24 protein-coding genes are annotated in these 26,430 nt (G+C 71.9%); 13 read left to right on the top strand and 11 right to left on the bottom strand.

The features are described 5' to 3' along the window. Nucleotides 1-58: 58 nt before the first annotated feature. Entirely contained in the window at nucleotides 59-1,129 is a 1,071-nt protein-coding gene (locus tag LUW87_RS17160) for a S1C family serine protease (RefSeq protein ID WP_232672426.1), read from the bottom strand. A 625-nt stretch (nucleotides 1,130-1,754) separates the two neighbouring features. Here LUW87_RS17160 and LUW87_RS17155 point away from each other — a divergent pair. Next, nucleotides 1,755-2,012: a WhiB family transcriptional regulator gene (locus LUW87_RS17155; protein ID WP_283251225.1), complete on the top strand. Its 258-nt coding sequence runs from the start codon at nucleotides 1,755-1,757 to the stop codon at nucleotides 2,010-2,012. Between the two features lie 81 nt (nucleotides 2,013-2,093). Continuing rightward, complete coding sequence (locus LUW87_RS17150; protein WP_232672425.1) at nucleotides 2,094-2,924, top strand: hypothetical protein; 831 nt, start codon at nucleotides 2,094-2,096, stop codon at nucleotides 2,922-2,924. 11 nt (nucleotides 2,925-2,935) lie between these two features. Here the strand turns inward: LUW87_RS17150 and LUW87_RS17145 are convergent, their stop codons facing one another. Both LUW87_RS17145 and LUW87_RS17140 read right to left on the bottom strand, forming a co-directional pair. Continuing rightward, nucleotides 2,936-3,229 carry a WhiB family transcriptional regulator gene (locus LUW87_RS17145; protein ID WP_232672424.1) on the bottom strand — a complete coding sequence of 98 codons (294 nt, stop codon included), beginning with the start codon at nucleotides 3,227-3,229 and terminating at the stop codon, nucleotides 2,936-2,938. A 158-nt stretch (nucleotides 3,230-3,387) separates the two neighbouring features. Further along, complete coding sequence (locus LUW87_RS17140; protein ID WP_232672423.1) at nucleotides 3,388-5,403, bottom strand: vWA domain-containing protein; 2,016 nt, start codon at nucleotides 5,401-5,403, stop codon at nucleotides 3,388-3,390. Nucleotides 5,404-5,432: 29 nt separating this feature from the next. Between LUW87_RS17140 and LUW87_RS17135 the strand changes: the two genes are divergently transcribed. Continuing rightward, nucleotides 5,433-6,716 carry a family 1 glycosylhydrolase gene (locus LUW87_RS17135; RefSeq protein ID WP_232672422.1) on the top strand — a complete coding sequence of 428 codons (1,284 nt, stop codon included), beginning with the start codon at nucleotides 5,433-5,435 and terminating at the stop codon, nucleotides 6,714-6,716. Between the two features lie 286 nt (nucleotides 6,717-7,002). After that, a complete protein-coding gene (gene rpiA, locus LUW87_RS17130) occupies nucleotides 7,003-7,674 on the top strand; it encodes a ribose-5-phosphate isomerase RpiA (RefSeq protein ID WP_232672421.1) in 672 nt (223 codons plus the stop codon). A 412-nt stretch (nucleotides 7,675-8,086) separates the two neighbouring features. Here the strand turns inward: rpiA and LUW87_RS17125 are convergent, their stop codons facing one another. After that, the gene (locus tag LUW87_RS17125) at nucleotides 8,087-9,499 is read right to left on the bottom strand and encodes a sigma 54-interacting transcriptional regulator (RefSeq protein ID WP_232672420.1); all 1,413 of its coding nucleotides are present in this window, start codon (nucleotides 9,497-9,499) and stop codon (nucleotides 8,087-8,089) included. A 108-nt stretch (nucleotides 9,500-9,607) separates the two neighbouring features. Between LUW87_RS17125 and LUW87_RS17120 the strand changes: the two genes are divergently transcribed. The 5 genes from LUW87_RS17120 to LUW87_RS17100 all read left to right on the top strand — a co-directional run bounded on the left by LUW87_RS17120 (nucleotide 9,608) and on the right by LUW87_RS17100 (nucleotide 17,123). Further along, on the top strand, nucleotides 9,608-11,845 hold the full coding sequence (locus LUW87_RS17120) for a glycoside hydrolase family 2 protein (RefSeq protein WP_232672419.1): 2,238 nt from the start codon (nucleotides 9,608-9,610) through the stop codon (nucleotides 11,843-11,845). 187 nt (nucleotides 11,846-12,032) lie between these two features. Then, nucleotides 12,033-12,809, top strand: a complete 777-nt coding sequence (locus LUW87_RS17115) for a succinate dehydrogenase cytochrome b subunit (RefSeq protein ID WP_232672418.1) — start codon at nucleotides 12,033-12,035, stop codon at nucleotides 12,807-12,809. Nucleotides 12,810-12,828: 19 nt separating this feature from the next. Then, entirely contained in the window at nucleotides 12,829-14,745 is a 1,917-nt protein-coding gene (locus LUW87_RS17110) for a fumarate reductase/succinate dehydrogenase flavoprotein subunit (protein WP_346742593.1), read from the top strand. Between the two features lie 38 nt (nucleotides 14,746-14,783). Next, nucleotides 14,784-15,548 (top strand): succinate dehydrogenase/fumarate reductase iron-sulfur subunit, encoded by a 765-nt coding sequence (locus tag LUW87_RS17105; protein WP_232672416.1) that lies wholly within the window; start codon nucleotides 14,784-14,786, stop codon nucleotides 15,546-15,548. A 150-nt stretch (nucleotides 15,549-15,698) separates the two neighbouring features. Beyond that, a complete protein-coding gene (locus LUW87_RS17100; protein ID WP_232672415.1) occupies nucleotides 15,699-17,123 on the top strand; it encodes a multicopper oxidase domain-containing protein in 1,425 nt (474 codons plus the stop codon). Nucleotides 17,124-17,144: 21 nt separating this feature from the next. On the opposite strand, the gene LUW87_RS17095 is transcribed toward LUW87_RS17100, so the two are convergent. Beyond that, the gene (locus LUW87_RS17095) at nucleotides 17,145-17,741 is read right to left on the bottom strand and encodes a DUF7064 domain-containing protein (RefSeq protein WP_232672414.1); all 597 of its coding nucleotides are present in this window, start codon (nucleotides 17,739-17,741) and stop codon (nucleotides 17,145-17,147) included. Between the two features lie 2 nt (nucleotides 17,742-17,743). After that, nucleotides 17,744-18,685, bottom strand: coding sequence for an NAD(P)-dependent oxidoreductase (locus tag LUW87_RS17090; RefSeq protein WP_232672413.1), 942 nt, complete (start codon nucleotides 18,683-18,685; stop codon nucleotides 17,744-17,746). Between the two features lie 151 nt (nucleotides 18,686-18,836). Here LUW87_RS17090 and LUW87_RS17085 point away from each other — a divergent pair, with 151 nt between their 5' ends. Continuing rightward, nucleotides 18,837-19,319: a MarR family winged helix-turn-helix transcriptional regulator gene (locus tag LUW87_RS17085; RefSeq protein ID WP_232672412.1), complete on the top strand. Its 483-nt coding sequence runs from the start codon at nucleotides 18,837-18,839 to the stop codon at nucleotides 19,317-19,319. A 5-nt stretch (nucleotides 19,320-19,324) separates the two neighbouring features. Next, on the top strand, nucleotides 19,325-20,722 hold the full coding sequence (locus LUW87_RS17080) for an MFS transporter (RefSeq protein WP_232672561.1): 1,398 nt from the start codon (nucleotides 19,325-19,327) through the stop codon (nucleotides 20,720-20,722). 255 nt (nucleotides 20,723-20,977) lie between these two features. Here LUW87_RS17080 and LUW87_RS17075 read toward each other — a convergent pair whose 3' ends face one another. After that, nucleotides 20,978-21,556 carry a hypothetical protein gene (locus tag LUW87_RS17075; protein ID WP_232672411.1) on the bottom strand — a complete coding sequence of 193 codons (579 nt, stop codon included), beginning with the start codon at nucleotides 21,554-21,556 and terminating at the stop codon, nucleotides 20,978-20,980. Between the two features lie 105 nt (nucleotides 21,557-21,661). Further along, nucleotides 21,662-22,099, bottom strand: a complete 438-nt coding sequence (locus tag LUW87_RS17070) for a MarR family winged helix-turn-helix transcriptional regulator (protein ID WP_232672410.1) — start codon at nucleotides 22,097-22,099, stop codon at nucleotides 21,662-21,664. Nucleotides 22,100-22,269: 170 nt separating this feature from the next. On the opposite strand from LUW87_RS17070, the gene LUW87_RS17065 reads away from it, so the two are divergent. Then, complete coding sequence (locus LUW87_RS17065) at nucleotides 22,270-22,659, top strand: SCP2 sterol-binding domain-containing protein (RefSeq protein WP_232672409.1); 390 nt, start codon at nucleotides 22,270-22,272, stop codon at nucleotides 22,657-22,659. A gap of 4 nt (nucleotides 22,660-22,663) precedes the next feature. Next, nucleotides 22,664-23,500 carry a DNA-formamidopyrimidine glycosylase family protein gene (locus LUW87_RS17060; protein WP_232672408.1) on the top strand — a complete coding sequence of 279 codons (837 nt, stop codon included), beginning with the start codon at nucleotides 22,664-22,666 and terminating at the stop codon, nucleotides 23,498-23,500. A gap of 99 nt (nucleotides 23,501-23,599) precedes the next feature. Here the strand turns inward: LUW87_RS17060 and LUW87_RS17055 are convergent, their stop codons facing one another. From LUW87_RS17055 to LUW87_RS17045, 3 genes are all read right to left on the bottom strand, one after another. Continuing rightward, a complete protein-coding gene (locus LUW87_RS17055) occupies nucleotides 23,600-24,586 on the bottom strand; it encodes a malate dehydrogenase (protein WP_232672407.1) in 987 nt (328 codons plus the stop codon). 97 nt (nucleotides 24,587-24,683) lie between these two features. Continuing rightward, a complete protein-coding gene (locus tag LUW87_RS17050; RefSeq protein ID WP_232672406.1) occupies nucleotides 24,684-25,505 on the bottom strand; it encodes an SDR family NAD(P)-dependent oxidoreductase in 822 nt (273 codons plus the stop codon). 46 nt (nucleotides 25,506-25,551) lie between these two features. After that, nucleotides 25,552-26,427 carry an SDR family NAD(P)-dependent oxidoreductase gene (locus tag LUW87_RS17045; protein ID WP_232672405.1) on the bottom strand — a complete coding sequence of 292 codons (876 nt, stop codon included), beginning with the start codon at nucleotides 26,425-26,427 and terminating at the stop codon, nucleotides 25,552-25,554. Between the last annotated feature and the right edge of the window lie 3 nt (nucleotides 26,428-26,430).

The following is a 26,430-nucleotide window of genomic DNA, read 5'->3' as shown; positions in this document are numbered from 1 at the left end:
GGCGGCAGCGGGCGGGCACGGGGTGCCCATCCGGACCGCTCAACCCTACAGGTGGGTCTCAGTCACCCGTCGTCCCCCGACTGCCCAGGGTGACCGAGAGGGTGAGGCGCCGCCCCTCGCGCTCGATCTCGAGCTCGATCTCGTCGCCCGGGGATCGCGCCTGCACCGCGTCCTGGACGTCGGTGGGCCGCTGCACGTCGTCGCCGTCGACGGCCACGATCACGTCGCCCAGCTGCAGGCCGGCGTCGACGGCCGCCGAGCCCGCCACCAACTCCGAGACGAAGACCCCCTCGTCGCTCTCGACCTCGTACTGGTCGAGCACCGAGGGGTTCACCTGGTCGACGGCGATGGTGATGACCCCGAGGAACGCGGTGTCCGGGGTGATCTGACCCAGGCCCTCCTCCAGGTCGGTGAGCAGCGGACGGATGCTGTCGATGGGGATGGCGAAGCCGATGTTCTGGGCGTCGTTGATGATGGCCGTGTTGATCCCGATCACCTGGCCGGCGGCGTTCAACAAGGGACCGCCCGAGTTGCCGGGGTTGATGGCGGCGTCGGTCTGCAGCAGGCCCTGCAGGGTGATCTGCGGAGCCTCGATGACCCGCTCCTTGGCCGAGACGATGCCCTGGGTGACGCTCGGGGGGCCACCGAGGTTGAGGGCGTTGCCGATGGCCACGACCTCGTCGCCCACCTCGGCGTCGTCGGAGCTGCCGAGTTCGGCGGGCACCAGACCGCTGGCGTCGACCAGGCGGATGAGGGCCACGTCGTCGGCCGGGGACGAGCCCACCAGCTCGGCCTCGTAGGTGCGGCCGCTGGACGTGGTGGCTCGCATCTCGGTGGCGCCACCGATCACGTGGGCGTTGGTGAGCACCAGCCCGTCGTCGCTGACCACCACCCCGCTGCCGGCCCCGCCGTAGACGTTGGTGGTGCTGCGCTGGCCGGTCTCGATGGCCACCACCGAGGGCTGGGCCTTCTCGAGGAGGGCCTGGATGTCGAGCGGCTCCCCGTCGACCAGCCGGCTGGCGCCGCCACGCGAGTCGTCGCCGTCGACCACCAGGAACAACCCGGCGGTGAGGGCCGAGGCCACCACGCCGACCACGAGGGCCACCACCACGACCACGGCGGCGCGCACCCCCCGCGGCGGCGGCCCGGGCGCGTAGGGGAGGGCCGGAGGGATCGGCGGCGGCCCCGGCGGGACCCCGCCACCCCACTGGGGCGGCGCCGAGCTGGCCGGCCAGGCCGGGGGCGACGGTTCGGCCGGGCCGGGGTAGCCGGACGGCGGTCCCGGCGGCGGTCCCGGCGGCGGTCCCGGCGGCGGTCCCGGCAGCGGTCCGGGCGGCGGTCCCGGCGGGACCGCCCCTCCCGGCCACGCCCGGGGCGGAGGCGGAGGCTCCGACGGCGACGGGGACACCTCGGCCGGCACCGGCGGGGGCTCGGGGTCGCTCGCGGGCAGGGGCCAGGTCGGCGATTCCCGGAGGGGCGCCGGCTGCTCGGTGGTGGGGGTGTCGGCGTCGCTCGGCCGGTCGTCGGGCACGGCACTCCTCGTCGGTCCGAGGGCGCAGGGTAGCGGCGCCGACGGGCAGTGGAGGTGCCGGGCCCGGGGTGGATCCGAGGCGCTTATGCCTGCTTTCACGGTCCCTGCGTACCTTGCCCTTCACGACCTGCTCTCCGAGCGAGGGAGGCGACGGGCCACGGAGGTCCGCACGTCGCTCGGCCCACCGGCACGTCGGACACAGGCCGCATCGGAGGCGACCGGCATGGACACCACCAACATCTGGATGGAGAACGGCAACTGTCGCCACGAACCACCCACCACGTTCTTCCCGAGTGACGGCGTGGGCGTCGAGCACGCCAAGCGCATCTGCGCCACCTGCCCCGTCAGCGAGCCGTGCCTCGAGTACGCCCTCGCCAACCGGATCGACCACGGCGTGTGGGGCGGCACCTCGGAGCGACAGCGTCGTCGCATCCTGAAAGCCCGCCGGATCCCGGTGCACGCCGCTTCCGACCTGGGCTGAGCCCTCCCCACCACATCCTGGACCACGGGCCACCCCTCGAGGGTGGCCCGTGGCGCGTCCGGGCTGGTGACGAGGCTCCCGGTGAGCGAGGATCGGGCCGTGCTCGAATGCGTGGTGAACCTCAGCGAGGGACGGTCCGCGACCGTGCTGGCCGCGCTCGCCGACGCCGTCGGGCCCGACTGCCTCGACGTGCACAGCTGCGTCCACCACCACCGGTCGGTCTGGACCCTGGTGGGCGAGTCGGCCCCCCGGGCGCTCACCCAGGCCGCCGTGGAGCACCTCGACGTCAGCACCCACGCCGGAGCCCACCCCCGCATCGGCGTCGTCGACGTGGTGCCCTTCGTGGCCCTCGACGGCTCGACGGAGGGCGACGCCCTCGCCGCCCGCGACCGGTACGCCCGCTGGGCCGCCGACGAGCTGGGGCTGCCCTGCTTCCTCTACGGGCCCGAGCGCACCCTGCCCGAGATCCGGCGAGGGGCGTTCACCACGCTCGTCCCCGACACGGGTCCCCCCACCGCACACCCCACCGCCGGCGCCGTGGCCGTCGGGGCCCGGCCCGTGCTGGTGGCCTACAACCTGTGGCTGGTCGACTCCGATCTCGATCTGGCCCGAGCGGTGGCCCGCGAGATCCGAGGTCCCGGCGTGCGGGCGCTGGGGCTGGCCGTCGGCGACGAGGTGCAGGTGTCGATGAACCTGGTCGACCCCCTGCAGGTGGGGCCCGCGCAGGTCTTCGATGCCGTGGCCGAGCGGGCCCGCATCGCCCGGGCCGAGCTGGTGGGCCTGGTGCCCGACGCGGTGCTGGCCGCCACCCCACCATCGCGATGGAGCGAGCTCGACCTGTCGGCCGACGTCACCATCGCGGCCCGGCTCCGACAGCGGGCCGAACGCCGGGGGCGAGGCCCCGGGAGCTGATCAGGCGACGATCAGGCGGTGGCCGAGGCCGCGTCGGCGGCGGCGGCGCGGGCCAGGGCCCGCTGACGGCGGATGCGACGGCGCTCGCGCTCGCTCATGCCGCCCCAGATGCCGAACTTCTCGCCGTTGGCGAGGGCGTACTCGAGGCACTCGCCCTGCACGACGCAGCCGCGGCAGACCTCTTTGGCCTCACGGGTGGAGGCGCCACGCTCGGGGAAGAACAGGTCGGGGTCGACACCCAGGCAGTTGGCGAGGTCCTGCCAACTCTTCTCCTCGGTGGCGGTGATGGCGGTGGGCTCGTGCATGGTTCCTCCCCACGAAGGGCCACACACCCCCCGTGCTGACCTGTGGCTGCACGTCCGCCTACCGCCGACGCCCTCTTACCACAGGTGTAATTACAACGGTGTGATCATGACCCGATCAGGCCGTCGGCGCAAGGGGGAAGCGGAAAAACCCGAGTTCGTCAGCCGGCGCGGCGTCCGCGCAGGAGCTGGCGCTTCTGTTCGATGAAGTCCACCAGCACGTAGTCGCCGAGCGTCTCGGGGGTGGTGAAGAAGGCCCGACCCTTGTTCAGCTCACTGATCTTGGAGATGAAGTCCTGGAGGTGGGGCGTGGGGTCGAGCATGAACGTGTTGATGCGGATGCCGTCCTTGGTGCAGCGCACGACCTCGCGCAACGTGGCGTCGACCGTCTCGCGCACGGGCGGGTAGTTGAAGTACACCTCGCCCGAACCGCTGATGTGGGCGGTCGGCTCACCATCGGTGATCATGATGATCTGCTTGGTGCCGGTCTGGCGCGACAGCAGACGCCGGCTGATCTGGAAGGCGTGCTGCATGTTGGTGCCGTAGACGAAGTCCCACGACACCTCGGGCAGCTGCTCGGCCTTGAGCTCGCGCGCCACCTCGCTGAAGCCGACGATGCCCATGTAGTCGCGAGGGAACTGCGACGTGATGAGCGAGTGCAGGGCCATGGCCACCTTCTTGGCCGGCAGGAAGTTGTCGCGCATCGGCATCGAGAGCGAGAGGTCCAACATGAGCACCGTGCTCGAGCGCACCAGCTGCTCGGTGCGCTCGACCTCGAAGTCGTCGGGCGTCAACCGCACCGGGGTGCCGGTGCCGCCGCGGCGGATGGCGTTGCGCACCGTGGCCCCGATGTCGAGGTTGAAGGCGTCGCCGAACTCGTAGGGCTTGGTGGAGAAATCCCGCTCGTGCCCCACCCCCAGACGGGTGATCTGGTGCTGGCCCATCTTGTCGTGGGCCAACTTGGCGAAGAGGTCGTCGAGGGCGTTCTGCCCGATCCGGCGGATGCCGCGGGGCGTGAGCTCGAGCCGACCCTCCTTGTTCTCGATCAGACCGGCCTCCTCGAGCTGGCGGGCCAGCTCGGCCATCTGCTCGAGGCTGCGGGCGGCGTCGTCGCCGAGAAGCTCGCGGGCCCGGTCGAGGTCGACCTCGGCCAGGGCGCCGGGTGAGGTGGCCCCGCGCAGGAGGTTCTCGAGCTGGTCGATGTCGCCCAGCTCCTGGAGCATCTGGGTGGCCGAGGACATGTCGAGGGGGTCCTGACCCGAGAAGTCGTAGCGACGGTTCCAGCCGAGGTCGGGGAACATGCCCTGCAGGTTCTGGCCGAGCTGGTCGATCTGCCAGCGCAGATCCATGTCCTCGAGCAGCTGGTCGGACAGCGCCTGGAGCTGGGCCCGCTGCTCGGGCGTCATGGAGTTGAGCATCGCCTGGGCGGCCGCCATGCGCTGCGCCATCACCTCGAGCAGCTCGTCGAGGTCCCGCGGGTTCTCCGGGAAGAAGTCGCCGTAGCGCTCCATGAACCCGTCGAAGTCGGGCTCCTCGCCCCGCTGGCGCTGCTCGAGCATCTGGTTCAGCTCGGCGAACATGTCCTTCATCCGGGCCATGTCCTCGGGGCTCATGTCCTCGACCGCCCCGGCCATCTGGTCGACGTACTGCTGCATGAGCTGCTCGCGCAGCTTCTCGACCAGCTCCTCGAACTGCTCCCGGGCCTCCGAGGAGGTGAAGTCGTGGTTCTCGAGGTCGCGGACCATGCCGGCGAGATCCGGGGAGAGCAGGTCGAGCGAGGCGTGGCGCTCGGCCGCCACCTGCTCGGTGAGCTCCTGGCGACGCTCGTCGCCCGACTCGCGGGCCTCCCTGGCCATCTCGTCGATGGCCTCGCGCTCGGTCTCCACGACCTCACGCAGCTCGCGGGCGATGTCGTCGTACACCCCGCCGAGGTCGTGCTGCTCGAGCGCCTCGCGACGCTTGCGCCGCAGCTCCTCCAACATCTCGCGCAGGCCCTTCACCTGCTCACCGTTGCGGTCCTTGAAGCCGGACTGCATGGCGCGCCGCAGCGCCGAGTTCAGGTCGCCGTGGTACAGCAGGTCATCGGTGATCTCCTCGAAGATGCTGGTGGCATCGAGGTCGAAGCCGACCTGTGTGCCGTCCCAGCGCGAGTAGCGGACCCGGTTGGCCTTCCCCATGTCGGCACCGTACCGGGAATACTGCCGGAGTGACCCCCCGGACCGATCCTTCCCCCCACCAGCCCGACGACACCGGCGAGACCCGCGCCGCCGGTGCGCCGATCCGCTGGGGCACCGCCGCCACCTCGTCCGGGACCCTCGGGCTCTCTCCCCGCAGCGACTGGTCCCGCTGGGAGGCCGACGGACGTCTCCCCCGTTCCCGCGACGGCAGCGGGTTCGGCGTGGACTTCGCCACCGATCTCGAGCTGCTGGCCGAGCTGGGCCTCACCACGCTGCGCTGGGGCCTCGACTGGGCCCGCCTCGAACCGTGGCCCGGCCGCTGGGACACCGACGCCGCCGACATGGTCACCGAGGTGCTGCAGGCCGCCCGCCGCGTCGGCGTCGACGTGTGGGCGGTGCTGCACGAGGGGCCCCTCCCCGGCTGGTTCAGCGAGGACGAGGGCGGCTTCGGGTCCGACGAGGGGCGTCGTCGCACCTGGCCCCGCCACGTCGACCGCGTGGCCGAGGCGTTCGGCGACCTGGTGGCCGGCTGGGTGCCCGTGCTCGATCCCTACACGCGAGCCGCCGAGGGCCACCTCCACGGCACCCGCCCGCCCGGCGGGCGGGACCCCGAGGCCTTCGTCGACACCCTGCGCGACCTCCACCTCGTGAGCCACGAGGCCTGGCGCCTCCTGCGCAGCGGCGAGCCTCCCGTCGCGACGTGCATCGACGTGGCGCCCCTCCACCCCGACCGACGGTCGCGGCACCCCGAGGAGCGCGCCGCCGCGGTGGCTCGGGCCGGCGAGATCGACCGCCTCCGGTCAGGGATGTGGGCCCGCGCCCTCACCGAAGGGCTGCTGGCCACGCCCGGACGCGGGGAGTTCGAGGTCGCCGGCCTGGCCGGCGCCTACGACGTGATCGGGTTCACCTTCCGGGGAGCCCGGACCGTGTTCGCCGACGGCACGACCGGCCCCTACCCCGCCGACGCCCCCGTCGCGGCCGACGGGACCGCTCCGTGGCCCGAGGAGCTCGGCGTGGCCGTGCGCCGCCTGGCCGAGCAGCACCCGGGCCGCCCGCTCGCCCTCCTCGGCACCGGCCTGGTGGCCAGCGAGGACGACTGGCGTACCGAGGTGGCGGCCGGCACCGTCGCCGAGGTCCGAGGGGCTCGAGCCGACGGCCTGCCCCTGGGCCTGGCCCTCTGGGAGACGGGCATCGACGGGTGGAACCCGATCACCGGCCTCGACGTCCCCGACGGCCTCGTCGACCGCGCCCGCCACCCCCGCCTCAGCGCTGCTGTCCTGGCCACCGCCGCCGGCCGGCGCCCTCCCGCCTGACGCTCCCTCCCCGTGACGCTCCCTCCCCGTGACGCTCCCTCCCCGTTCCTGCATGGGAACGACGTCGCAGGGAGCGCCGCATTCATGCAAGAACCCGAGAGCGTTCCATGAAAGGCACCCGAGAACGCTCCTTCCTGCATGGGAACGACGCTCCATGGCGCGCCGAACGCATGCACGAACGCAAGGGAGGGGCCGGGACCCTTTGGGCGCAGGGCGGCGCCGGATGGTGAGACGCGCGGCACCGGATGGTGGAATGCGCGACGCCGGATGGTGGGATGCTCGGGGGATGAACGAACGCTCCGCCCAGGATGTGGCCAAGGAGGCCGCCGGCCGCCACGCCGCCGGCTACGTCGAACCCGGGATGCGGGTGGGGCTGGGCACCGGTTCCACCGTGCACTGGACCATCGTCGAGCTGGGCGAACGAGCCCTCGACATCGTGTGCACGGCGACGTCGGTGCAGACCCACGACCTGGCCACCTCGCTCGGCATGACGGTGGTGACACCCGACGAGATCGGCCGACTCGACATCGCCATCGACGGCGCCGACGAGGTGGCCCCGGGGTTCGACCTCACCAAGGGCGGCGGTGCCGCCCACACGCGCGAGAAGATCGTGGCCGCCATGGCCGACCGCTTCATCGTGGTGGTCGACGAGTCCAAGCTGGTGCCCGAGCTCGGCCCGTTCGGCATCCCCCTGGAGGTGCTCGACTTCGCCCCCGGCGTGGTGGCCGCCGCCGTGATGGCCCTGGGCGCCGCCGAGGTCACCACCCGTGACCGGCGCAGCGACAACGGCAACCTGATCATGGACGCCCACTTCGGCCCGATCGGCGACCCCGTGACCCTGGCCGCGCAGCTCTCGGCCGTCCCCGGGCTCGTCGAGCACGGCATCTTCCCCGGCGCCATGGTCGAGCGCGTCGTGGTGGCCGGCACCGACGCCACCCGCGAGCTCATCAACCAGTGACATCTTGCTCCGGTCGGCAAGCCTCCCTCCGCCGGCTGTGACACTCAGCTCGGGTCGGCAAGCCTCCCCTCGCCGGCTTCGCCGAAACGCAGGACCGATCTGAGGCTCCGTCGCTGGCGCTCCTGCGCCTGTCACCAGTGCCCTCCCACCAGCAGGTCGGGGTCCGAGTGAGTTCCGGCGCGGGGCAGGACCCGCCGAGCCCGACGACGAGTGGGGCTCGGCGGGTGACCCGCACCGTGGTTCCTCCGCGCGCACAGGAGCGACGGCGGCTCGGCGGCCGCCGCCCGTGATCGACGACGAGCTCGTCGACCGACGTGGTGTCGCGGCAGCTGCCGCTTGGAGCGACTGAGCACGGAGGGTTCCGGCGCGGGGCAGGACCCGCCGAGCCCCGCGAGGAGTCGGGAAGAGATGGCTACCGGGCGCGGTACTGGGCGCGGGCGCCGACGGCGTCCTTGTTGAGGCGCTTGGACAGGTGGAGCCCCTCGAGCAGGAACTCGACGGCGCTGGCCACCACGGCCGGGCTGTCGTCGCCACCCGTCAGGGACAGCACCGGCTCGCGCAACGCCGGGATGTCGTCGAGCAGGTCGACGTAGTCGGCCGCCAGCACGTCCTCGCCGGCCTGCACGATGCGGTCGTCGTCGAAGGCGTCGACGATCGAGCGGAGCTGCTCGATGGCCACGTGGTCACGGAAGACCGACAGCACCGCGGCCTTCAGGAGGTGCTCGACGACCTGTTCGTCGCGGCCCTCCTCGATGGTCTCGATCTCGAGCTTGCCGGCGGTGGACGACGCCAAGGCCTCGAGGTCCGACACGCGGGGCACCACCTGGGTCTCGCCGTGGACCAGGGTGCGGCGGGCCGCGTTGGCGACCAACGTCTCCATGTTGGCCACGGTGAGGCGCACCGACACGCCCGAGCGCTGGTTCACGTGCGGGCTCTGCCGGGCCATCTGCGACAGCTCGGCGACCGTCTCGGCCATGTACTCGGGGATGGTCACGTCGACCCCGGGAGCCTCGAGGGGGCGCACCTCCTGGCGGGCGATGGTGACCTCGGTGGGCACGTCGAGCGGGTAGTGGGTGCGGATCTGGGCGCCGAAGCGGTCCTTCAGGGGCGTGATGATGCGCCCGCGGTTGGTGTAGTCCTCCGGGTTCGCCGACGCGAAGAGCATCACGTCGACCGGGAGGCGCACCTTGTAGCCCCGCACCTGCACGTCGCGCTCCTCGAGCACGTTGAGCAGGCCGACCTGGATGCGCTCGGCGAGGTCGGGCAGCTCGTTGATGGCGAAGATGCCCCGGTTGGTGCGCGGCACCAGGCCGTAGTGGAGGGTGAGCTCGTCGGAGAGGTACCGGCCCTCGGCCACCTTGATGGGGTCGACCTCGCCGATGAGGTCGGCGATGGACGTGTCCGGGGTCGCCAGCTTCTCGCCGAAGCGGTCGTCACGGTGCACCCACTCGATCGGGGTGTCCTCGCCCAGCTCGGCCAGCAGGTCGCGGGCGTGCCGTGACACCGGGGCGTACGGGTCGTCGTTGATCTCGGACCCGGCGACGATGGGCATCCACTCGTCGAGCAGGCCGGTGAGCGAGCGGATCATGCGGGTCTTGGCCTGCCCCCGCTCGCCGAGGAAGATCACGTCGTGCCCGGCCAGCAAGGCGTTCTCGAGCTGGGGCAGGACCGTGTCCTCGTAGCCGAGCACCCCTGGGAAGAGGGCCTCCCCGGCCTTGATGCGCTCGATGGCGTTGACCCGGACCTCGTCCTTGACCGGACGGCTCACCCAGCCCGAGGCCCGCAGCGCACCGAGCGTGGTGGGGCGGTCGATCGAGTCGGACATGGTGGCTCCTCCCCTCCCCGGCCGGACGGCCCGGGTTTCGCACTGCCGGTCACGCTACCGCTGTGCTCCGGGGCTCCGGCGGGTCCGGCGCGGGTACCGTCGCCCGCCATGGCGCCCGGACCCGATCTCGACCTCTCGGGCTCCTGGCGCGCCGCTCCCGCCGACGACGACCAGCTGCGCCGGCGGATCGCCGACGACGAGCTCGACGACTCGGGGTGGGAAGCAGTCGCCGTCCCGGGCCACTGGCGGTCGGTGCCGGCCTTCGCCGACCGGTCCGGCCCGGTCCTGTACCGCACCCGGTTCCGCACCCCCGACTCCCCCACCGCCCCGTGGGGCGACGACGAGCACCGCTCGTTCGTCGTGCTCGACGGCGTGTTCGCCGCCAGCGACGTGTGGCTCGACGGCGCCTACCTGGGCGACACCTCCGGCTACCTGCAACCCCACGCGTTCGAGGTGACCGACACCCTCCGACGCCGCGACGACCACCTCCTCGCCCTGGAGGTGACGTGCGGGGAGGTGGGAGCGGGGCTCACCCGAGACCTCACCGGTGCGTTCGGGCGGTCGGCGCTCATGGGCGCCGGGCACGATCCCGGCGGCATCTGGCGACCCGTCCGCCTGCACCGCACCGGGCCGGTGCAGATGCGCTTCAGCCGGCTGCGCTGCCCTCGCGCCGACGCCGAGAGGGCCACCCTCGCCCTGCGCGTCGTCGTCGACACGGCCGAGCCTCGCCGCGTGGTCCTGCGCACGTCGATCCGCCCCGCCACGGACGGCATCGACGCCACCGCCGGGCCCGGCGCGACCATCGACGCGCCGATCGTCGTCGAACGGGACCAGGACCTCGCCACCGGCGAGAACCGGGTCGAGTGGACCGTCGACGTCCCCCGACCCGAGCTCTGGTGGCCCCGAGCCCTCGGCGCCCAACCCCTCTACGACGTCACCGTCGAGGTGGTGCTCGACGACCGGGTGAGCGATGCCCGCAGCTGGAGGACCGGCCTGCGCCAGGTCTCCCTCGACGACTTCGTCTGCCGGGTCAACGGCGAGCGCCTCTTCCTCAAGGGCCTCGCCGTGGGGCCCACCCGGCTGCTGCCGGCCGAGGCGACCGCCGAGGAGGTGGCCGCCGACATCGACCGGGCCGTCGACGCCGGCCTCGACCTGCTCCGGGTGCACGGCCACGTCGCCCGCCCCGAGCTCTACGCCGCCGCCGACGCCGCCGGGATCCTGCTGTGGCAGGACCTCCCCCTGCAGTGGGGGCTGCAGCGCTCGGCCAAGGCCCCGGCCCGACGCCTGGCCCGCGCCGCCGTCGACCTGCTCGCCCACCACCCGTCGATCGCGGTGTGGTGCGCCCACCACGAGCCCTGGGTGGGCGATCCCGCCACGACCCGGACGGAGGGGCCCCGAGCCACCCGGCGCCGGCGACTCCGCACCGTCGCCGCCCACGCCCTCCCCTCCTGGAACCGCACCGTCCTCGACCGGTCCGTGGCGCTCGTGCTGCGCGAGAGCGACGGCAGCCGACCGGTCGTGGCCCACTCCGGGGTGTGGCCCCACCCGCCCCAGCTGTCCGGGACCTCCACCCACCTGTGGGCCGGCTGGCGGTGGGGTGGCATCGACGACCTGCCCCGCCTACTGCGCTGGTGGCCCCGCCTGGGCCGCTTCGTGGCCGAGTTCGGCGCCCAGGCCCCGGCGCCCGACGACGCCCACCTCGCCACCGCCGGCCCCTGGCCCGACCTCGACTGGCCGGCCCTGGCCACCGAATCCGGCCTCGAACCCCGCCCGGCGCGGGCGGCGGCCCCACCGGAGCGCCACGCCACGTCCGAGGCGTGGGCCGAGGCCCTTCGGGCCCACCAGGCCGAGCTGGTGCGCTCCCACGTCGAAGCGCTCCGACGCCTGAAGTACCGCCCCACCGGTGGGTTCGCCGCCTTCGCCCTGGCCGACCCCGGCCCCGGCATCACCGCCGCCCTCCTCGACCACCACCGCCGGCCCAAGCCGGCCTGGGATGCCTTCGTCGAGGCCTGTCGACCGCTCGTCGCAGTCGTCGACCGCCCGCCGGAGGCGCTCGCCCCGGGCCAACGGCACCGCCTCGAGGTGCACGTGGTCAACGACCACCGCCGACCGATGGCCGAGCTCCGGGTCGGCACCACCGCCACGTGGGAGGGGTCCGGTGGCACCGACGTCGTGCGCCAGGGCTGGGAAGGCGACGTCGATGCCGACACCGTCACCCGGGTCGGCGAGATCCGCCTCGACGTGCCCGACGACGCCCGGTCCCTCGTCCTCGACGTGGTGCTCACCGGCCCCGGCGGGCTGGAGGTCCGCCGTCGTCACCGTCGCGACGTCCACCTCCCCGTGTGAGCCCTCCGGGCCCACCTCGGGCGTCGGACGCCACACCCTCCGCGACCACCACCTGCGTCGCCGGTTCGCCACCGCCCGGAGGCGCTGAGTAGCGTTCACCGTGCTCGCAGGCGACCAGGCTCTCCTCGCGCCGAGCGACACGGCCCTCGTCCACTCCGTCACCGGCTCACGTTCGAAAGGCCCGCTCGTGACAGCAACCAAGGAACCGTCCGGTTTCTCGCCCGACATCACCTCCACGCCGATCGCTCCCAAGCAGCGTCGCGGCGGCTTCGCCCTGATCGACCTCTACCGGTCGGCGATCGGCAAGAAGTGGGTGATGGCGATCACCGGCATCCTGCTCATGGGCTTCGTGTTCGCCCACATGGTCGGCAACCTCAAGATGTACTTCGGCGCCGAGGACTTCAACGCCTACGGCGAGTTCCTGCGCCGCCTGGCCTACCCGCTGCTGCCCAAGACCGGGGCCCTGTGGCTCCTGCGCATGGGCCTCATCGCCGCCTTCGCCCTGCACATCCACGCCGCCTACAGCCTCACCATGTTGAACCGCAAGGCTCGCCCGGTGGCCTACCAGTCCAAGCGCGACTACATCGCGGTGAACTGGGCCAACCGCTCGATGCGCTGGACCGGCGTCATCGTGCTGCTCTTCCTCTTCTGGCACCTGGCCGACCTCACCTGGGGCGTCGACGCCGTCAACGGCGAGTTCGTCTACGGCGAGGTCTACGACAACGTCGTCTTCAGCCTCGAGCGCTGGCCCGTCGCCCTCATCTACATCGTCGGCAACCTCGCCCTCGGCGTGCACCTGTACCACGGCTCCTGGAGCCTCTTCCAGACCCTGGGCACCATGAGCGCCAAGTTCAACCCCCGCCACAACCCGCTGCGCCGGGGCTTCGCGATCGGCTTCGCCGTCATCGTCGCCGGCGCCAACATCTCGTTCCCGATCGCCGTGCTGACCGGCGTGGTCGGGTGAGGGAGGCCCAGTGAGCACCATCGACCTCGACTCCAAGGTTCCCGAAGGCGACATCCAGGACCGCTGGGACAACCACCGCTTCGACATGAAGCTGGTGAACCCGGCCAACAAGCGCAAGTTCACCGTGCTGGTGGTGGGCACCGGCCTGGCCGGGGCCGCCGCTGCCGCCAGCCTGGCCGAGCTCGGCTACCACGTGAAGTGCTTCACCTTCCACGACTCGCCTCGCCGGGCCCACTCCATCGCCGCCCAGGGCGGCATCAACGCGGCCAAGAACTACAAGAACGACGGCGACAGCATCTACCGCCTCTTCTACGACACCGTGAAGGGCGGCGACTTCCGGGCCCGCGAGTCCAACGTGTACCGCCTGGCCCAGGTGAGCGTCGACATCATCGACCAGTGCGTGGCCCAGGGCGTGCCCTTCGCCCGCGAGTACGGCGGTCTGCTCGACAACCGCTCGTTCGGTGGCGCCCAGGTCTCGCGCACCTTCTACGCCCGCGGCCAGACCGGCCAGCAGCTCCTCCTCGGCGCCTACCAGGCGCTCATGCAGCAGGTGGCCCTCGGGCGGGTCGAGCTGCACACCAAGACCGAGCTGCTCGACATCGTCACCAAGGACGGCGTCGCCGCCGGCATCGTCACCCGCGACATCACCACCGGCGAGATCAAGAGCTGGTCCGGGCACGCCACCATGCTCGCCACCGGCGGGTACGGCAACGTCTTCTACCTGTCGACCAACGCCATGAACTGCAACGCCACCGCCGCGTGGCGGGCCCACAAGAAGGGGGCGCTGTTCTCCAACCCCTGCTACACGCAGATCCACCCGACCTGCATCCCGGCCAGCGACCCGTTCCAGTCCAAGCTCACCCTCATGTCGGAGTCGCTGCGCAACGACGGGCGCATCTGGGTGCCCAAGGGGTTCGACGACAACCGTCCGCCCGACCAGATCCCCGAGAGCGAGCGCGACTACTTCCTCGAGCGCAAGTACCCGGCGTTCGGCAACCTGGTCCCTCGCGACGTGGCCTCGCGCAACGCCAAGACCGTCGTCGACGAGGGGCGCGGCGTGGGCCCGCTCAAGAACGGCGTCTACCTCGACTTCGGCGATGCCATCGGGCGCCTCGGCGAGAAGACCGTCTACGAGCGCTACGGCAACCTCTTCGACATGTACGAGCGCATCACCGACGAGAACCCCTCGAAGGTGCCCATGCGCATCTACCCCGCCTCCCACTACACGATGGGCGGGCTGTGGGTCGACTACAACCTCATGACCAACGTGCCCGGGCTCTACGCCCTCGGTGAGGCCAACTTCTCCGACCACGGCGCCAACCGCCTCGGGGCCTCGGCCCTCATGCAGGGCCTGGCCGACGGCTACTTCGTCGCCCCCTACACCGTCGGCGACTGGCTCTCCGGCCTGCTCGGCCAGGACCCCGTCTCCACCGACGACCCGGTCTTCAAGGCCGCCGAGCAGGGCGTGCGCGACGAGATGCAGCGCTGGATCTCCGTCGGGGGCACCAAGTCGCCGGAGTACTACCACCGCGAGCTGGGCAAGCTCGTCTGGGACTACTGCGGCATGGCCCGCGACCGCAACGGCCTCGAGAAGGCCCTCACCGAGATCCCGGCGTTGCGCGAGGAGTTCGAGAAGAACGTCCGCGTGCTCGGATCGCCCGACGGCGTCAACCAGTCGCTCGAGAAGGTGGGCCGCGTGGCCGACTTCTTCGAGCTCGGCGAGCTCATGTGCCGCGATGCCCTCATGCGAGAGGAGTCCGCCGGCGGCCACTTCCGGGTCGAGCACCAGACCGAGGAGGGCGAGGCCCAGCGCGACGACGAGAACTTCTCGTTCGTGTCGGCGTGGGAGTGGCAGGGCTCCGACACCCCCCAGGAGCTCCACAAGGAGCCCCTGACGTTCGAGTACGTCAAGCCGTCCCAGCGCAGCTACAAGTAGCCGCGGCCGACACCTGAAGATCCTCGGGAGCAGAACACGTGAACCTCACCCTCAAGGTCTGGCGCCAGGACGGCCCGAACGACGCCGGCCACTTCGAGACCTACCAGGCCAGCGACGTGAAGGACGAGATGTCCTTCCTCGAGATGCTCGACGTCGTCAACGAGAACCTCATCGAAGCCGGGCACGAGCCCATCACCTTCGACAGTGACTGCCGTGAAGGCATCTGCGGCACCTGCGGGCTCATGATCAACGGCCAGGCCCACGGCCCCCAGAAGGGCACCGCCACCTGCCAGCTGCACATGCGCAAGTTCCGCGATGGCGAGACCGTCACCATCGAACCGTTCCGCGCCGCGGCCTTCCCGGTCATCCGCGACCTCATGGTCGACCGCAGCGCCTTCGACGCCATCATCGAGTCGGGTGGCTTCATCTCGGCCGACACGGGGGCGGCGCAGGACGCCAACGAGATGCTCATCCCGAAGCCGGCGGTCGACACCGCCATGGACGCCGCCGCCTGCATCGGCTGCGGGGCCTGCGTCGCCGCCTGCCCCAACGGCGCCGGCCAGCTGTTCACCTCGGCCAAGCTGGCCCACCTGAACCTGCTGCCCCAGGGCCAGGCCGAACGCTGGAAGCGCACCGAGGACATGGTCGAGACCATGGAGGCCTTCTTCGGCTCGTGCACCAACTACGGCGAGTGCCAGGAAGCGTGCCCCAAGGAGATCCCGATCGACTTCATCGCTCTGATGAACCGTGACTTCCTGAAGTCGAAGCTCAAGAACCGCAAGCTGCTCGGCCAGCAGGTCTGAGCCTTCGCCGGCTGCCGGCCGGCCCCCATCGACGACGAGACCGAGCCGGGCCCGAGGGCCCGGCTCGTCCGCGTTCTCGGGACCTTCGGCCCCTCGGAGGGGTCCTGCCTACCCTTCGCCGCACCGGGCGGCCGGCTCACACTCATATCCATGAGTGAGCCACTACAGGACTATTCCGAGGGCCGACTCGAGAACCTCGAGCGACGGGTCGACAGTGACGAGCGCAGGGGTGGCACCATCAGCGTGCTCGTGGCGGGCTTCGCCGCCATGGCGCTCATCGTGAGCGTGGTCGGGGTGGGTCTCGGCCTGCGCGCCATCGACGAGAGCAACGGCACCGGCTCGGCGGCCGGAGGCTCCGAGACCATCGACGTGGAGCTCGGCGATCTCTGGGTGAAGCCCTCCAGCATCGAGGTCCCGGCCGGCACCGAGGTGATGGTGAACGTCACCAACTCCGGGGCCATGCCCCACGACCTCGTGCTCGCCGGCGGGGTCGGCACCGCCATGCTCGAGCCCGGCGAGCGCGAGACCGTCAGCCTCGGCGTGGTCGAGGCCGACACCGAGGCCTGGTGCACCGTGCCAGGACACCGGGACGCGGGCATGACCATGGACATCGTGGTCACCGGCGGCTCCGGGGTGGACGCATCGGCGGGTGAGGCCAACAGTGCCGACGCGGCCAGCATCGACTTCTCGGCGACCACGCCGGTGGAGTTCACCCCCTACGACCCGAACCTGGCGCCGGCCCCGGGTGGCACCGAGCACACCATCACCATGCGGGCCACCGAGACGGTGATGGAGGTGGCCCCCGGCGTCACCCAGGAGCTGTGGACCTTCGACGACCAGGTCCCCGGCCCGATGCTCCGTGGCAAGGTCGGCGACCTGTTCACCGTGACGCTGGTGAACGACGGCGAGATCGGCCACTCCATCGACTTCCACTCCAGCAAGGTGGCGTGGAACGACGAAATGCGCACCATCGCCCCGGGAGAGTCGCTCGTCTACCAGTACAGGGCCGAGTACGCCGGGATCTTCATGTACCACTGCGGCACGGCACCGGCGCTGCACCACATCGGCAACGGCATGTTCGGGGCGATCGTCATCGACCCACCGAACCTCCCGGCGGTGGACCACGAGCTCGTCATGGTGCAGTCGGAGTTCTACCTGGGCCCCGATGGTGAACCGGGCAGCCTGGCCAAGATGCAGGACGACGCGTGGGACGCCGTGGTCTTCAACGGCTACGTGAACCAGTACCTGGATCACCCGATCGCCGTGGAGGCGGACCAGCGCATCCGAGTGTGGGTGCTCGACGCCGGCCCCAGCGAGAACTCGAGCTTCCACGTCGTGGGCTTGATCTTCGACACCGTCTTCAAGGAGGGCGCCTACCTGCTCCAGCCCGGCAACCCGACGCAGGGCGGGTCCCAGGCGCTCGATCTGCAACCGGCCCAGGGTGGGTTCGTGGAGTTCACGCTGGCCGAGGACGGCCTGTACCCGTTCGTCACCCACAAGTTCTCCAACGTGGGCAAGGGTGCGATCGGCCTGTTCAACGCCGGCGGCGTGGAGGTGGCCGGCGGAGGCCACTGACGAGTGGGTCCTGTCCGACGTTCAGTCGGTGCTCCCGGGCACCGGTCCCCATCGGTGGGACCGGTGCCCGATCGCGTCGACCTCGTAGCGGTCGTGGCCGACGAGCACCTCCCCCGTGACGGCGCACGCCGCCGCGTAGCGCCGCTCGCCGGCGGTGCCGCCCACCCATCGGGGGTCCTCGTCGTTCTCCCACTCGAGCTCCCAGCCCACCGGCACCCGCTCACCCCGCAGCGAGGGGTCCAACAGGTCGGCCCCGGACACCTCGGCCAAGGCCAGGGCCACCCCGAACGCCTCGGCGCCGAGGCTCCAGCGCCGCAACCGCTCCTCGACGACGTGGTCGGCCCAGAGGCCCGGTGCCCGCACCTCGAGGTGCGGACCGCGTGGCGCCTCCAACGCATGGTCCACGATCACCACGATGCGGTCGTCGGGGCCGGTCAGGCGGGCCGTGAACCAGGCGTCGCCCAACGTGGGGCGAAGGCCCAGCTCCACCTCGATCGCCGGTGCCACCGGCGACGGCCCGGCCACGAACGACCAGCCCTCGACGAAGGTGGCGGCGCCCGACGGCTCGTGCGGCAACTCGTCGCCGGGTGCGGGCCCGGCGACCTCGGGCGGCACCACCGTCAGTAGCCGACAGACGGATCGATGACGTTCTCGAGCGGTTCGCCGGCGAGGTGGCGCGCCAGGTTCTCGCGGAAGGCCCGGTAGAGGTCGGCGCCGGCCCCCGGCCAGTTCCACGACACGTGGGGGCTGAGCCGCACCCGCGGGTGGGAGTACATCCAGTGCCCCTCGGGAAGCGGTTCGGGATCGGGGGCGTCGATGCTGGCGCAGGCGACGTGCCCCCGGTCGAGGGCGTCACGCAGCGCATCCTGGTCGACGAGGGGCCCCCGAGCCACGTTCACGAGGTGCACACCGGGGAGCATCTCCGCCAGCACCCGAGCGTCGATCAGGCCACGGGTGGCCTCGGTGAGCGGTGCCACCAGGACCACGTGGTGGCACTCGTCGACGAGCGCATCGATGTCGGCCACGAGCTCGACCCCCGCCACCGGGCTGGGACGGTCGCTGCGGCGCAGCGCCCGCACCTCGCACCCGAACGGCACCAGGCGTTCGGCGATGGCCGTACCGATGCCCCCCAGGCCGACGAGCCCCACCCGGCGCCCGTGGAGGGTCCCGAGCGGAGCGGCGGGCATGTTCCACTGCGCCGGCGGCTCGTGGATCCAGACGTCGGGCAGTCGCTTCTCGAACGCCAGCATGGTGGACACGACCCACTCGGAGATGGGGACGGCGCTCATGCCCCGTGAATTGGTGAGCACCAGGTCCGAGCCCATCAGGTGCAGCGGGAACTCGTCGATGCCGGTGCCGATGAGGTGGACCCACCGCACGCCCCTCTCGACGACATGGGCGAAGTTGGGCACGGCGGCGGGACGGCTGAGCAGCACCTCGCCGGTGACGCCCTCCTCGAGCTCCCCCTCGATGGGGATGGGCACCACTCGGACCCGATCGGCGAGTGCGGGGTCGAGGCCGAGTCGATCGGCGTCGCCGACCTGGCTGAGCACGGTGAGCACGATCTCGGACCTTACCGCCACCCCCGGGACCCAGCCTGTCGGAGAAAGGCGCCACCTGTCGACGCACAAGTCCGACAGGTTCGCGGCGGAGGTTTTCCGAAGCAGTGCTAACGGATAGCATCGCTAACGTCTTCTGCGACCCGAGAGCCCGATGACCCCTCCCCCACCCGACGCCGAGGCCCCCGCCGACGCCACCCCGGCCCGCACCGCCATCGACGACGAGACCGCCAGCCGGCTGCGTCTCGCCCTCATGCGGGTGGCCCGACGACTGCGCCAGGAGAGTCCGCCCGGGGTCACCCCCTCGCAGCTGTCGGCCCTGGCCACCATCGACGGTCGCGGCCCGCTCACCATCGGCGAGCTGGCCGCGCACGAGAACGTCCAACCTCCCACCATCAGCCGCATCGTGGGCACGCTGGAGGGCGACGGGTGGGTGGAGCGCATCGCCGACGCCAACGACCGACGGGTGGCGTTGGTGCGCTCCACGCCCAAGGCCCACCGGGAGCTGGCCCGCATCCGTCGAGAGCGCAACGCCTACCTCGCCCGCCGTCTGTCCAGCCTCGAGCCGGCCGACCTCGAGGCCGTGCTCGCCGCCCTTCCCGCCCTCGAGCGCCTCCTGCAGGAGGAGGAGCGTTGACGCGCGTGCAGCGCGAGCTGCGCACCACCTTCTCGGCCCTCGGCGTGCGCAACTACCGGCTCTACTTCACCGGGCTGATCGTGGCCACCACCGGCCGTTGGATGCAGATGATCGCCCAGGCCTGGCTGGTCCTCGAGCTCTCCGACGACAACGCCGCCGTGCTCGGCCTCGTCACTGCCATGCAGTGGCTGCCCATCCTCCTGATCGGGCCTTGGGCCGGCGTGCTGGCCGACCGGGTCGACAAGCGCCGGCTGCTCATCGCCACCCAGTCGGCCACGGCCGCGCTCGGCATCGGGCTCGGGGTGGCGGTCCTCGCCGACGTCGCCTCCCTGGGCCTCGTCATGGGCTTCGCCGCCGCCCTCGGCCTGGTGACTGCCGCCGACATGCCGGCCCGGCAGTCGTTCCTGCTCGAGATGGTCGGCTCGGACCGCCTCACCAACGCCGTCAGCCTCAACACCGTCACCATGAACATCGGGCGCCTGGTCGGCCCCGCCATCGCCGGCCTGGTCATCTCGTACTGGGACCTGGCCATCTGCTTCCTCGCCAACGGGCTCAGCTTCGGCGCCACGATCGTGGCGCTCATGATGATGCGCACCGACGAGCTCGAGACCGCCCCGCCGGTCGCCCGGGCCAAGGGACAGCTCCGCGAGGGTCTGCGCATCGTGTGGTCGACCCCAGGGCTGCGCACCCCCCTGTTGATGATGCTGGCCATCGGCCTGCTCACCTACGAGAACCAGATCACCCTCCCCGTGTTGGCCCGCGAGACCTTCCAGACGGGCGCCGACGGCTTCGGGCTCCTGCAGAGCGCGATGAGCGTGGGGGCAGTGGTGGGCGGCCTGGTCTTCGCCACCCGCACCCAACCGTCGCACCGACGCCTCACCACAGCCGCCGCCGGACTGGGAGCGGTCACCCTGGCCCTCGCCTTCGCCCCCACCTTCGCCACCGCCCTGGTGGTCCTGCCCCTCATGGGAGTGGGCAGCGTCATGTTCCTGACCATGGCCAACTCGACCCTCCAGCTCACGGCGGACCCCGCCATGCGCAGCCGGGTCATGGCCCTCTACACGGTGGCCTTCGTGGGTTCGACCCCCATCGGGGGTCCGATCGTCGGCTGGGTGGCCCAGGTGTTCGGCGTGCGGTGGGCCATCGCCCTGGGCGGCATCACCGCCCTGTTCGCCGGCCTGGTCGCCTGGCGCTCGCTGCGCACCCAGCCCGACGTGCCCGAGCTGGTCGCCGCTCGCATGGAACGAGAGGCCGGCGCCGTCGACGACACGCCGCGATCCTCAGACCCCGACGAGGCCGCCGTCGGGTCGACCAGCGGACCGAACCCGGGCACCAGACGAGACGATCGCACCACCAGTGGAGGCGACGACCTCGCCGTACGGCCCGCCAGCTCCCCCGCCTGACCGGCGCCAGGTGCGCTGACCAGCGCAGGCCCCGCTGATCAGCGCGCCGCTGAGCGCCGCGCCCCGATCGGCACCGCCAGCACGCGACGACGCCCCCACCGCAGGGTGGGGGCGTCCAGTCCGACGGCGGGTCGGAACCGATCCCTCGGCGCTCAGGAGCTGGCGATGGTCGAGATCGCCGAGTATCGACGGCACGGGTGCGCGCCGGACGCGGCGCGGCGCCGCCCGTTGGGCCGGCCGTGGGCGAAGCGTCGGTCAGGAACCGACGCTGCCGGGGGGCGGCGGAGGGGCCACCGAACCAGGGGGCGGCGGGGGCGGGCTGGCCTCGTCCGCCGGCGGCGGGGGCGGGCTGGCCTCCACCGTGGGGGGCGGCGTGGCCTCGGAGGCACCCGGCGCCGGAGGGGGGGTGCTGGCTGCGCCCGGGGGCGGCGGCGGGGTGCTCGCCCCACCAGGAGGCGGCGGCGGGGTGCTCGCCCCACCAGGAGGCGGCGGCGGGGTGCTCGCCCCACCAGGAGGCGGCGGCGGGGTGCCGGCACCGGGAGGGGGAGGGGCCGCGCCCGGCGGGGGCCCGGCCTTGGGCTGCAGGTCGAGGGTCACGCCCTGGGCCTCGACGGCCCGCAGGTCGGCGGTGAGGCGCTCGATGTCGGCCTCGGCGGAAGGTCCGCCCCGTTCGGTGTCGCGGGCGTACACCAGCGCACCGAGATCGCGCAGGAGGGCGTCGGCGTGCTTGCGCGCCCCGCTCTGATCCATCGACTGCTGGCCCTTGGCCACGGTGTCGTTGACCGATGTGGCCAGGCTGTTGGCGCCCTGCTTGAGGTTGTCGAGAAGTCCCACGGTTCGCTCCTTTGGTCACACGACCTTCGTCGGCACCTTACCGACCACCGGTGCGACAGGGAGTCGCCCCCTCGGATGGCCTCGAGCCCGCGCCGGGGCGGGCCCTCAGGTGGTGAGGTTGGCCTCGAGGGAGTTGAGCAACGACCTGAGCGACGCCTGCTGGCGGTCGGACAACCCGGCCACCGTACGGCTCTGCAGCTCGGTCCAGAGCTTGTCGACCTTGGTCTTGAGCTTGCGCCCCTTCGGGGTGAGGTGCACCCGGATGGCCCGACGATCGGTGGCGTCGGGGCGACGGTCCACCAGCCCGGAGGCCTCCATGCGCTGGAGCATCTTGGTGACGGTGGGCGGCTCCACCCCGAGGGCGGCGGCCAGGTTGGCCTGGGTGCGGCCGTCTTCGTCCCACAGCTCCATGAGGAGCGCTTCCTGACCGGGGTGCAGGCCCACCTGGGTCAGCAGCGACGCGGCGAGGGTCCGATGCGCTCGGGCCACCCGCATCAGCTTGTTGTTCAGTTCACCAGGTCGATCCGGGGCTCGTTTTGCCATCCGCCATAGATGCCACAGTCGCGCCGACAGTGCAACTTCACCCTGACAACAGTTGCTCCGCTCACGAAATAGTGGCCTGTCGTAATATTTCTCCATGTTGCTTCGCCGGACACCGGTTCCGTTGCCTGATCCCGGCACCCCCGGATGCCGGTCCCGGTAGCCTGCGAGCGATGCCCACCTACCTCTCCGCCGAATGGCTGGAGGCTGCGTCGTCCGCCGTGGCCGGGAGCCGAGCGCTCCAGGACGTCGCCGTCGCGCCGGCCGTGGTGATCCAACAGATCGTGCACACCGACGGGGCCGACGACGTCACCTGGCACGTGGAGCTCGGGCCCGAGGGCATCCGCTGGACCGTCGGACCCCACCCCTCACCAGACGTCACCTTCAGCTGCGATGTCGACACGGCGTGGGCCGTGCAGTCGGGCGCCGAGAGCGCCCAGGCGGCGTTCATGGCCGGACGGCTCCGCGTCGGTGGCGACACCGGTGCCCTCATCGCCCACCAGAGTGCGCTCGGCGACCTCGACGACGCCCTCGCCGAGCTCCGAGCCCGCACCACCCGGTGACGACGTGCCCGAACTGCCTGAGCTCCAGGCCCACGCCGAACGGCTGACCGAGCACTTCGCCGGCGCCGAGCTCTCGGGGTTCCGCGCCCTCACCTTCACCGCCCTCAAGACCGTGCTCCCCGCGCCCGACGACGCGATCGGCCACCCGCTGCGCGGCATCGACCGCCTCGGCAAGTACCTCCTGGTGCGGTTCGAGCCCGCGACCTTCGTCGTGCACCTGATGCAGGGCGGCCGGCTGACTCCCGACGAGAAGCAGGCGGCCAAGCCCAGGGGCGGCCTGGCCCGTTGGACGTTCGCCGACGGCCGCGCCCTCCTGCTCTCGGAGATGGCCAAGGAGAAGCGCGCCGGCGTGTGGGTCGTGGCCGGTGAGATCACCGCCCAGCCTCCCCTCGAGGGCCTCGGGCCCGACGCCGCCGAGCTCACGCTCGACGAGCTGCGCACCTCGCTCACCGAGGGGCCCATGCGGGTGCACGGGTTCCTGCGCGACCAGCGGCGCATCGCCGGCATCGGCCGCCGCCTGGCCAGCGAGGTCTGCCACCGAGCCCGGCTCTCGCCGTTCGCCACCACCACCAAGCTGGGCGACGAAGACGTCGAGCGGCTGCACGCCGCCATCGGGGACTGCATCGCCGACGCCCTGGCCGTCGAACGCGACCGCGACGCCATGAGCAAGTCCGCCGAGCGCCCCGGCCACGTGTACCACCGCGACGGCGAGGACTGCCCGGTCTGTGGCGACGTGATCCGCGCCATCGAGTACACCAGCTACACCATCAACTACTGCCCGACGTGCCAGACCGGCGGCAAGGTCCTGGCCGACAACACCACCAGCAAGTTCCTGAAGTAGTCCCGAGGGGGGGGACCGGACGGGGCACCCTGGGCGCGACGGGGGCCGGCCTCGACGGCCGGCCCCGGTCGGGTCGCTCTCGTCCGCAGGTAGGGCGGGTCAGATCAGACCCAGGTCCTTCACCGCGTCGCGCTCCTCGGTCAGCTCGGTGACGGTGGCGTCGATGCGACCCTGGGAGAACTCGTCGATGTCGAGGCCCTGCACGATGGAGTACTCGCCACCGGAGCAGGTGACCGGGAACGACGACATGAGGCCCTCGGGCACGCCGTAGCTGCCGTCGGAGGGGATGGCCATGGAGACCCAGTCGCCCTCGGGCGAACCCAGGGCCCAGGTGCGCATGTGGTCGATGGCCGCGTTGGCCGCCGACGCGGCGCTGGACAGGCCACGGGCCTCGATGATGGCGGCGCCCCGCTGCTGCACGGTGGGGATGAACTCGCCCTCGAGCCAGGCCTGGTCGTCCACCAGCGCCGCGGCGTTCTGGCCCTTGACCTCGGCGTGGAAGAGGTCGGGGTACTGGGTGGCCGAGTGGTTGCCCCAGATGGTCATCTTGGTGATGTCGCGCACGGTGGTGCCGGTCTTGGCGGCCAGCTGGGCCATGGCCCGGTTGTGGTCGAGGCGGGTCATGGCGGTGAAGCGACCGTTGTCGATGTTCGGCGCGTTGTTCATGGCGATGAGGGCGTTGGTGTTGGCCGGGTTGCCCACGACCAGCACGCGCACGTCCTTGGAGGCGCTGTCGGAGAGCGCCTTGCCCTGCACCGTGAAGATGGCCCCGTTGGCCTCGAGGAGGTCCTTGCGCTCCATGCCCTTGGAACGGGGGCGGGCGCCGACCAGCAGGGCGTAGTCGACGTCGCCGAAGGCGACGTCGGGGTCGTCGGTCTGCACGATGCCCTCGAGCAGCGGGAAGGCGCAGTCGTCGAGCTCCATGGCCACACCGCGCAGGGCGTCGAGGGCCGGGGTGATGTCGAGGAGCTGGAGGATGACCGGCTGGTCCTCGCCGAGCATCTGGCCGCTGGCGATGCGGAACAACAGGCTGTAGCCGATCTGGCCGGCGGCGCCGGTGACGGCAACGCGTACGGGGGTCTTCACAAGTCCTCCAGCGGGGGGATCGAGAGCGTCGGGGCGGGCCCGAGACTACTCATCCCCCTCGGGAGCCCGGAAACCGTGGCCTCGCCCGCGGCTCGGGTCACAAGGTGACCGGGTACGGGAACTTGGCGTCGACGCCGCCGTCGACCACGACGGTGCGCCCGGTGACGTAGGCCGCCAGGTCGCTGGTGAGGAACAGCGCGGCCGACGCGATGTCGGCGGTCTCACCCATGTGCCCGAGCGGGGAGTTGCCGCCGTTGGCGGCACGCTGCTCGTCGGTGAACACCGCGTCCATCCGGGGGCTGAGGATGGTGCCCGGCGCCACCGCGTTGGCCCGCACCCCGTGGGGGCCGAGCTCGACCGCGAGGGACTGCACCCACGCCATGAGGCCGGCCTTGGCCGCGCCGTAGGCGGCGTGCATGGGCGCCCCGGTGAGCCCGCTGACCGACGCGATGAAGACCATGGTGCCGCCACCCGACGCCACCATGCGCCGCCCCAGCTCCTGGGAGAGCAGGTAGGCGTGGCGCAGGCAGATGTCGATCTCCCAGTCGAAGGTCTCGTCCTCCATCTCGAGGATCGACTGCCACCGGGCCATGCCCACGATGTCGACCAGGCCGTCGATCCGGCCCGTCGCCGCTTCGGCCTCGGCGCCCAGCCGGGCTGCGTCCTCGCGTCGGGTGACGTCGCCCACCCAGGGGATGGCGACGGAGCGCCCCGAGGCCTCGTCGAGCTCACGGGCGATGTCGGCCGCGCGATCCTCCTCGAGGTCGACGCACACCACGTGGGCGGCCCCGGCCTGGGCGAGGGCGTGGGCGGTCATGCGCCCCATGCCCTGGCCGGCGCCGGCCACCACGTAGGAACGTCCCTCGAGGCGCAGCCGCCCGAGGAAGTCCGGCACCGGAGAGTCGTCGCTGGCGGTCATGGCTGTTCCCCCTGGGTCGAGACGATGTCGCGGCTGGTCGCGGTGGTCATGCCATCACCACGCCGCCGTTGGGCCGCAGCACCTGCCCGGTGACGAACCGGGAGGCGTCGCTGGCCAGGTAGAGCATGGCCCACGACTGGTCCTCGGGCGTTCCCGTGACGTTCATGGGCGACTGCGCCGCTCGGGTGTCGAGCAACCGGGCGCGCGCCTCGTCGTCGACGGTGCCGTCGGGTCCGGTCCAGTTGCGCTGCACCATCGGCGTGTCGGTGAACCCGGGGGCGATGGCGTTGACCCGGATGCGGGCCGGGCCCAGCTCGACGGCGGCGCACCGCGTGAGGTGGTTGACCGCCGCCTTGGTCATGGCGTAGATCGACAGCGTGGGCGCCGGCATCTCCCCGCCGGCGGACGAGACGTTGATGATGGAGCCGCCCTGCTTCATGGCGCGGCCGGCGGCGGCGACGCCCCAGTAGGTGCCGAACTGGTTGACCCGGGTGACGGCCTCGACGTCCTCGGGGGTGGCGTCGACGATGAGCGTGTTGCGGATGACGCCGGCCACGTTGGCCCACACGTCGAGGCGACCACCGGCGCGCAGGGCGGCGACGGCCAGCTTGTTGACCTGGTCCCGTTCGGAGACGTCGGTGGGTACGACGGTGGCCTTGCCGCCGGCGGCGGACACGAGCGCGGCGGTCTCCTCGAGGCCGTCGGTGCCGACGTCGGCGATGACGACGTCGGCGCCGGCCTGGGCGAAGGTGACGGCGGCCTGCCGACCGATGCCGCCGGCCGCCCCGGTGACCACGGCGTTGCGGCCGGCGAGCGAGAAGGCCGCGACCAGCTCGTCGGCGAGCGCGGGGCGAGCGGCGGAGGGGGCGGCGTCGGAGGCGGTGCCGGCCGCCTTGGCGCGGATGCCCGAGATCATGTCCATGGT

The sequence above is a fragment of the Rhabdothermincola salaria genome (genome assembly GCF_021246445.1).
GTDB classification, from domain to species: Bacteria; Actinomycetota; Acidimicrobiia; order Acidimicrobiales; family Acidimicrobilacustridaceae; genus Rhabdothermincola_A; species Rhabdothermincola_A salaria.
This window is presented reverse-complemented; position numbering and strand designations above follow the sequence as displayed.

Bases quoted from the DNA above. Each gene is read 5' to 3' on its own strand.
- LUW87_RS17065 (WP_232672409.1), top strand. From the start codon at position 22,270: ATGCCCACCTACCTCTCCGCCGAATGGCTGGAGGCTGCGTCGTCCGCC.
- LUW87_RS17155 (WP_283251225.1), top strand. From the start codon at position 1,755: ATGGACACCACCAACATCTGGATGGAGAACGGCAACTGTCGCCACGAA.
- LUW87_RS17125 (WP_232672420.1), bottom strand. From the start codon at position 9,499: ATGTCCGACTCGATCGACCGCCCCACCACGCTCGGTGCGCTGCGGGCC.
- LUW87_RS17140 (WP_232672423.1), bottom strand. From the start codon at position 5,403: ATGGGGAAGGCCAACCGGGTCCGCTACTCGCGCTGGGACGGCACACAG.
- LUW87_RS17100 (WP_232672415.1), top strand. From the start codon at position 15,699: ATGAGTGAGCCACTACAGGACTATTCCGAGGGCCGACTCGAGAACCTC.
- LUW87_RS17070 (WP_232672410.1), bottom strand. From the start codon at position 22,099: ATGGCAAAACGAGCCCCGGATCGACCTGGTGAACTGAACAACAAGCTG.
- LUW87_RS17050 (WP_232672406.1), bottom strand. From the start codon at position 25,505: ATGACCGCCAGCGACGACTCTCCGGTGCCGGACTTCCTCGGGCGGCTG.
- LUW87_RS17045 (WP_232672405.1), bottom strand. From the start codon at position 26,427: ATGGACATGATCTCGGGCATCCGCGCCAAGGCGGCCGGCACCGCCTCC.
- LUW87_RS17120 (WP_232672419.1), top strand. From the start codon at position 9,608: ATGGCGCCCGGACCCGATCTCGACCTCTCGGGCTCCTGGCGCGCCGCT.
- rpiA (WP_232672421.1), top strand. From the start codon at position 7,003: ATGAACGAACGCTCCGCCCAGGATGTGGCCAAGGAGGCCGCCGGCCGC.
- LUW87_RS17085 (WP_232672412.1), top strand. From the start codon at position 18,837: ATGACCCCTCCCCCACCCGACGCCGAGGCCCCCGCCGACGCCACCCCG.
- LUW87_RS17145 (WP_232672424.1), bottom strand. From the start codon at position 3,229: ATGCACGAGCCCACCGCCATCACCGCCACCGAGGAGAAGAGTTGGCAG.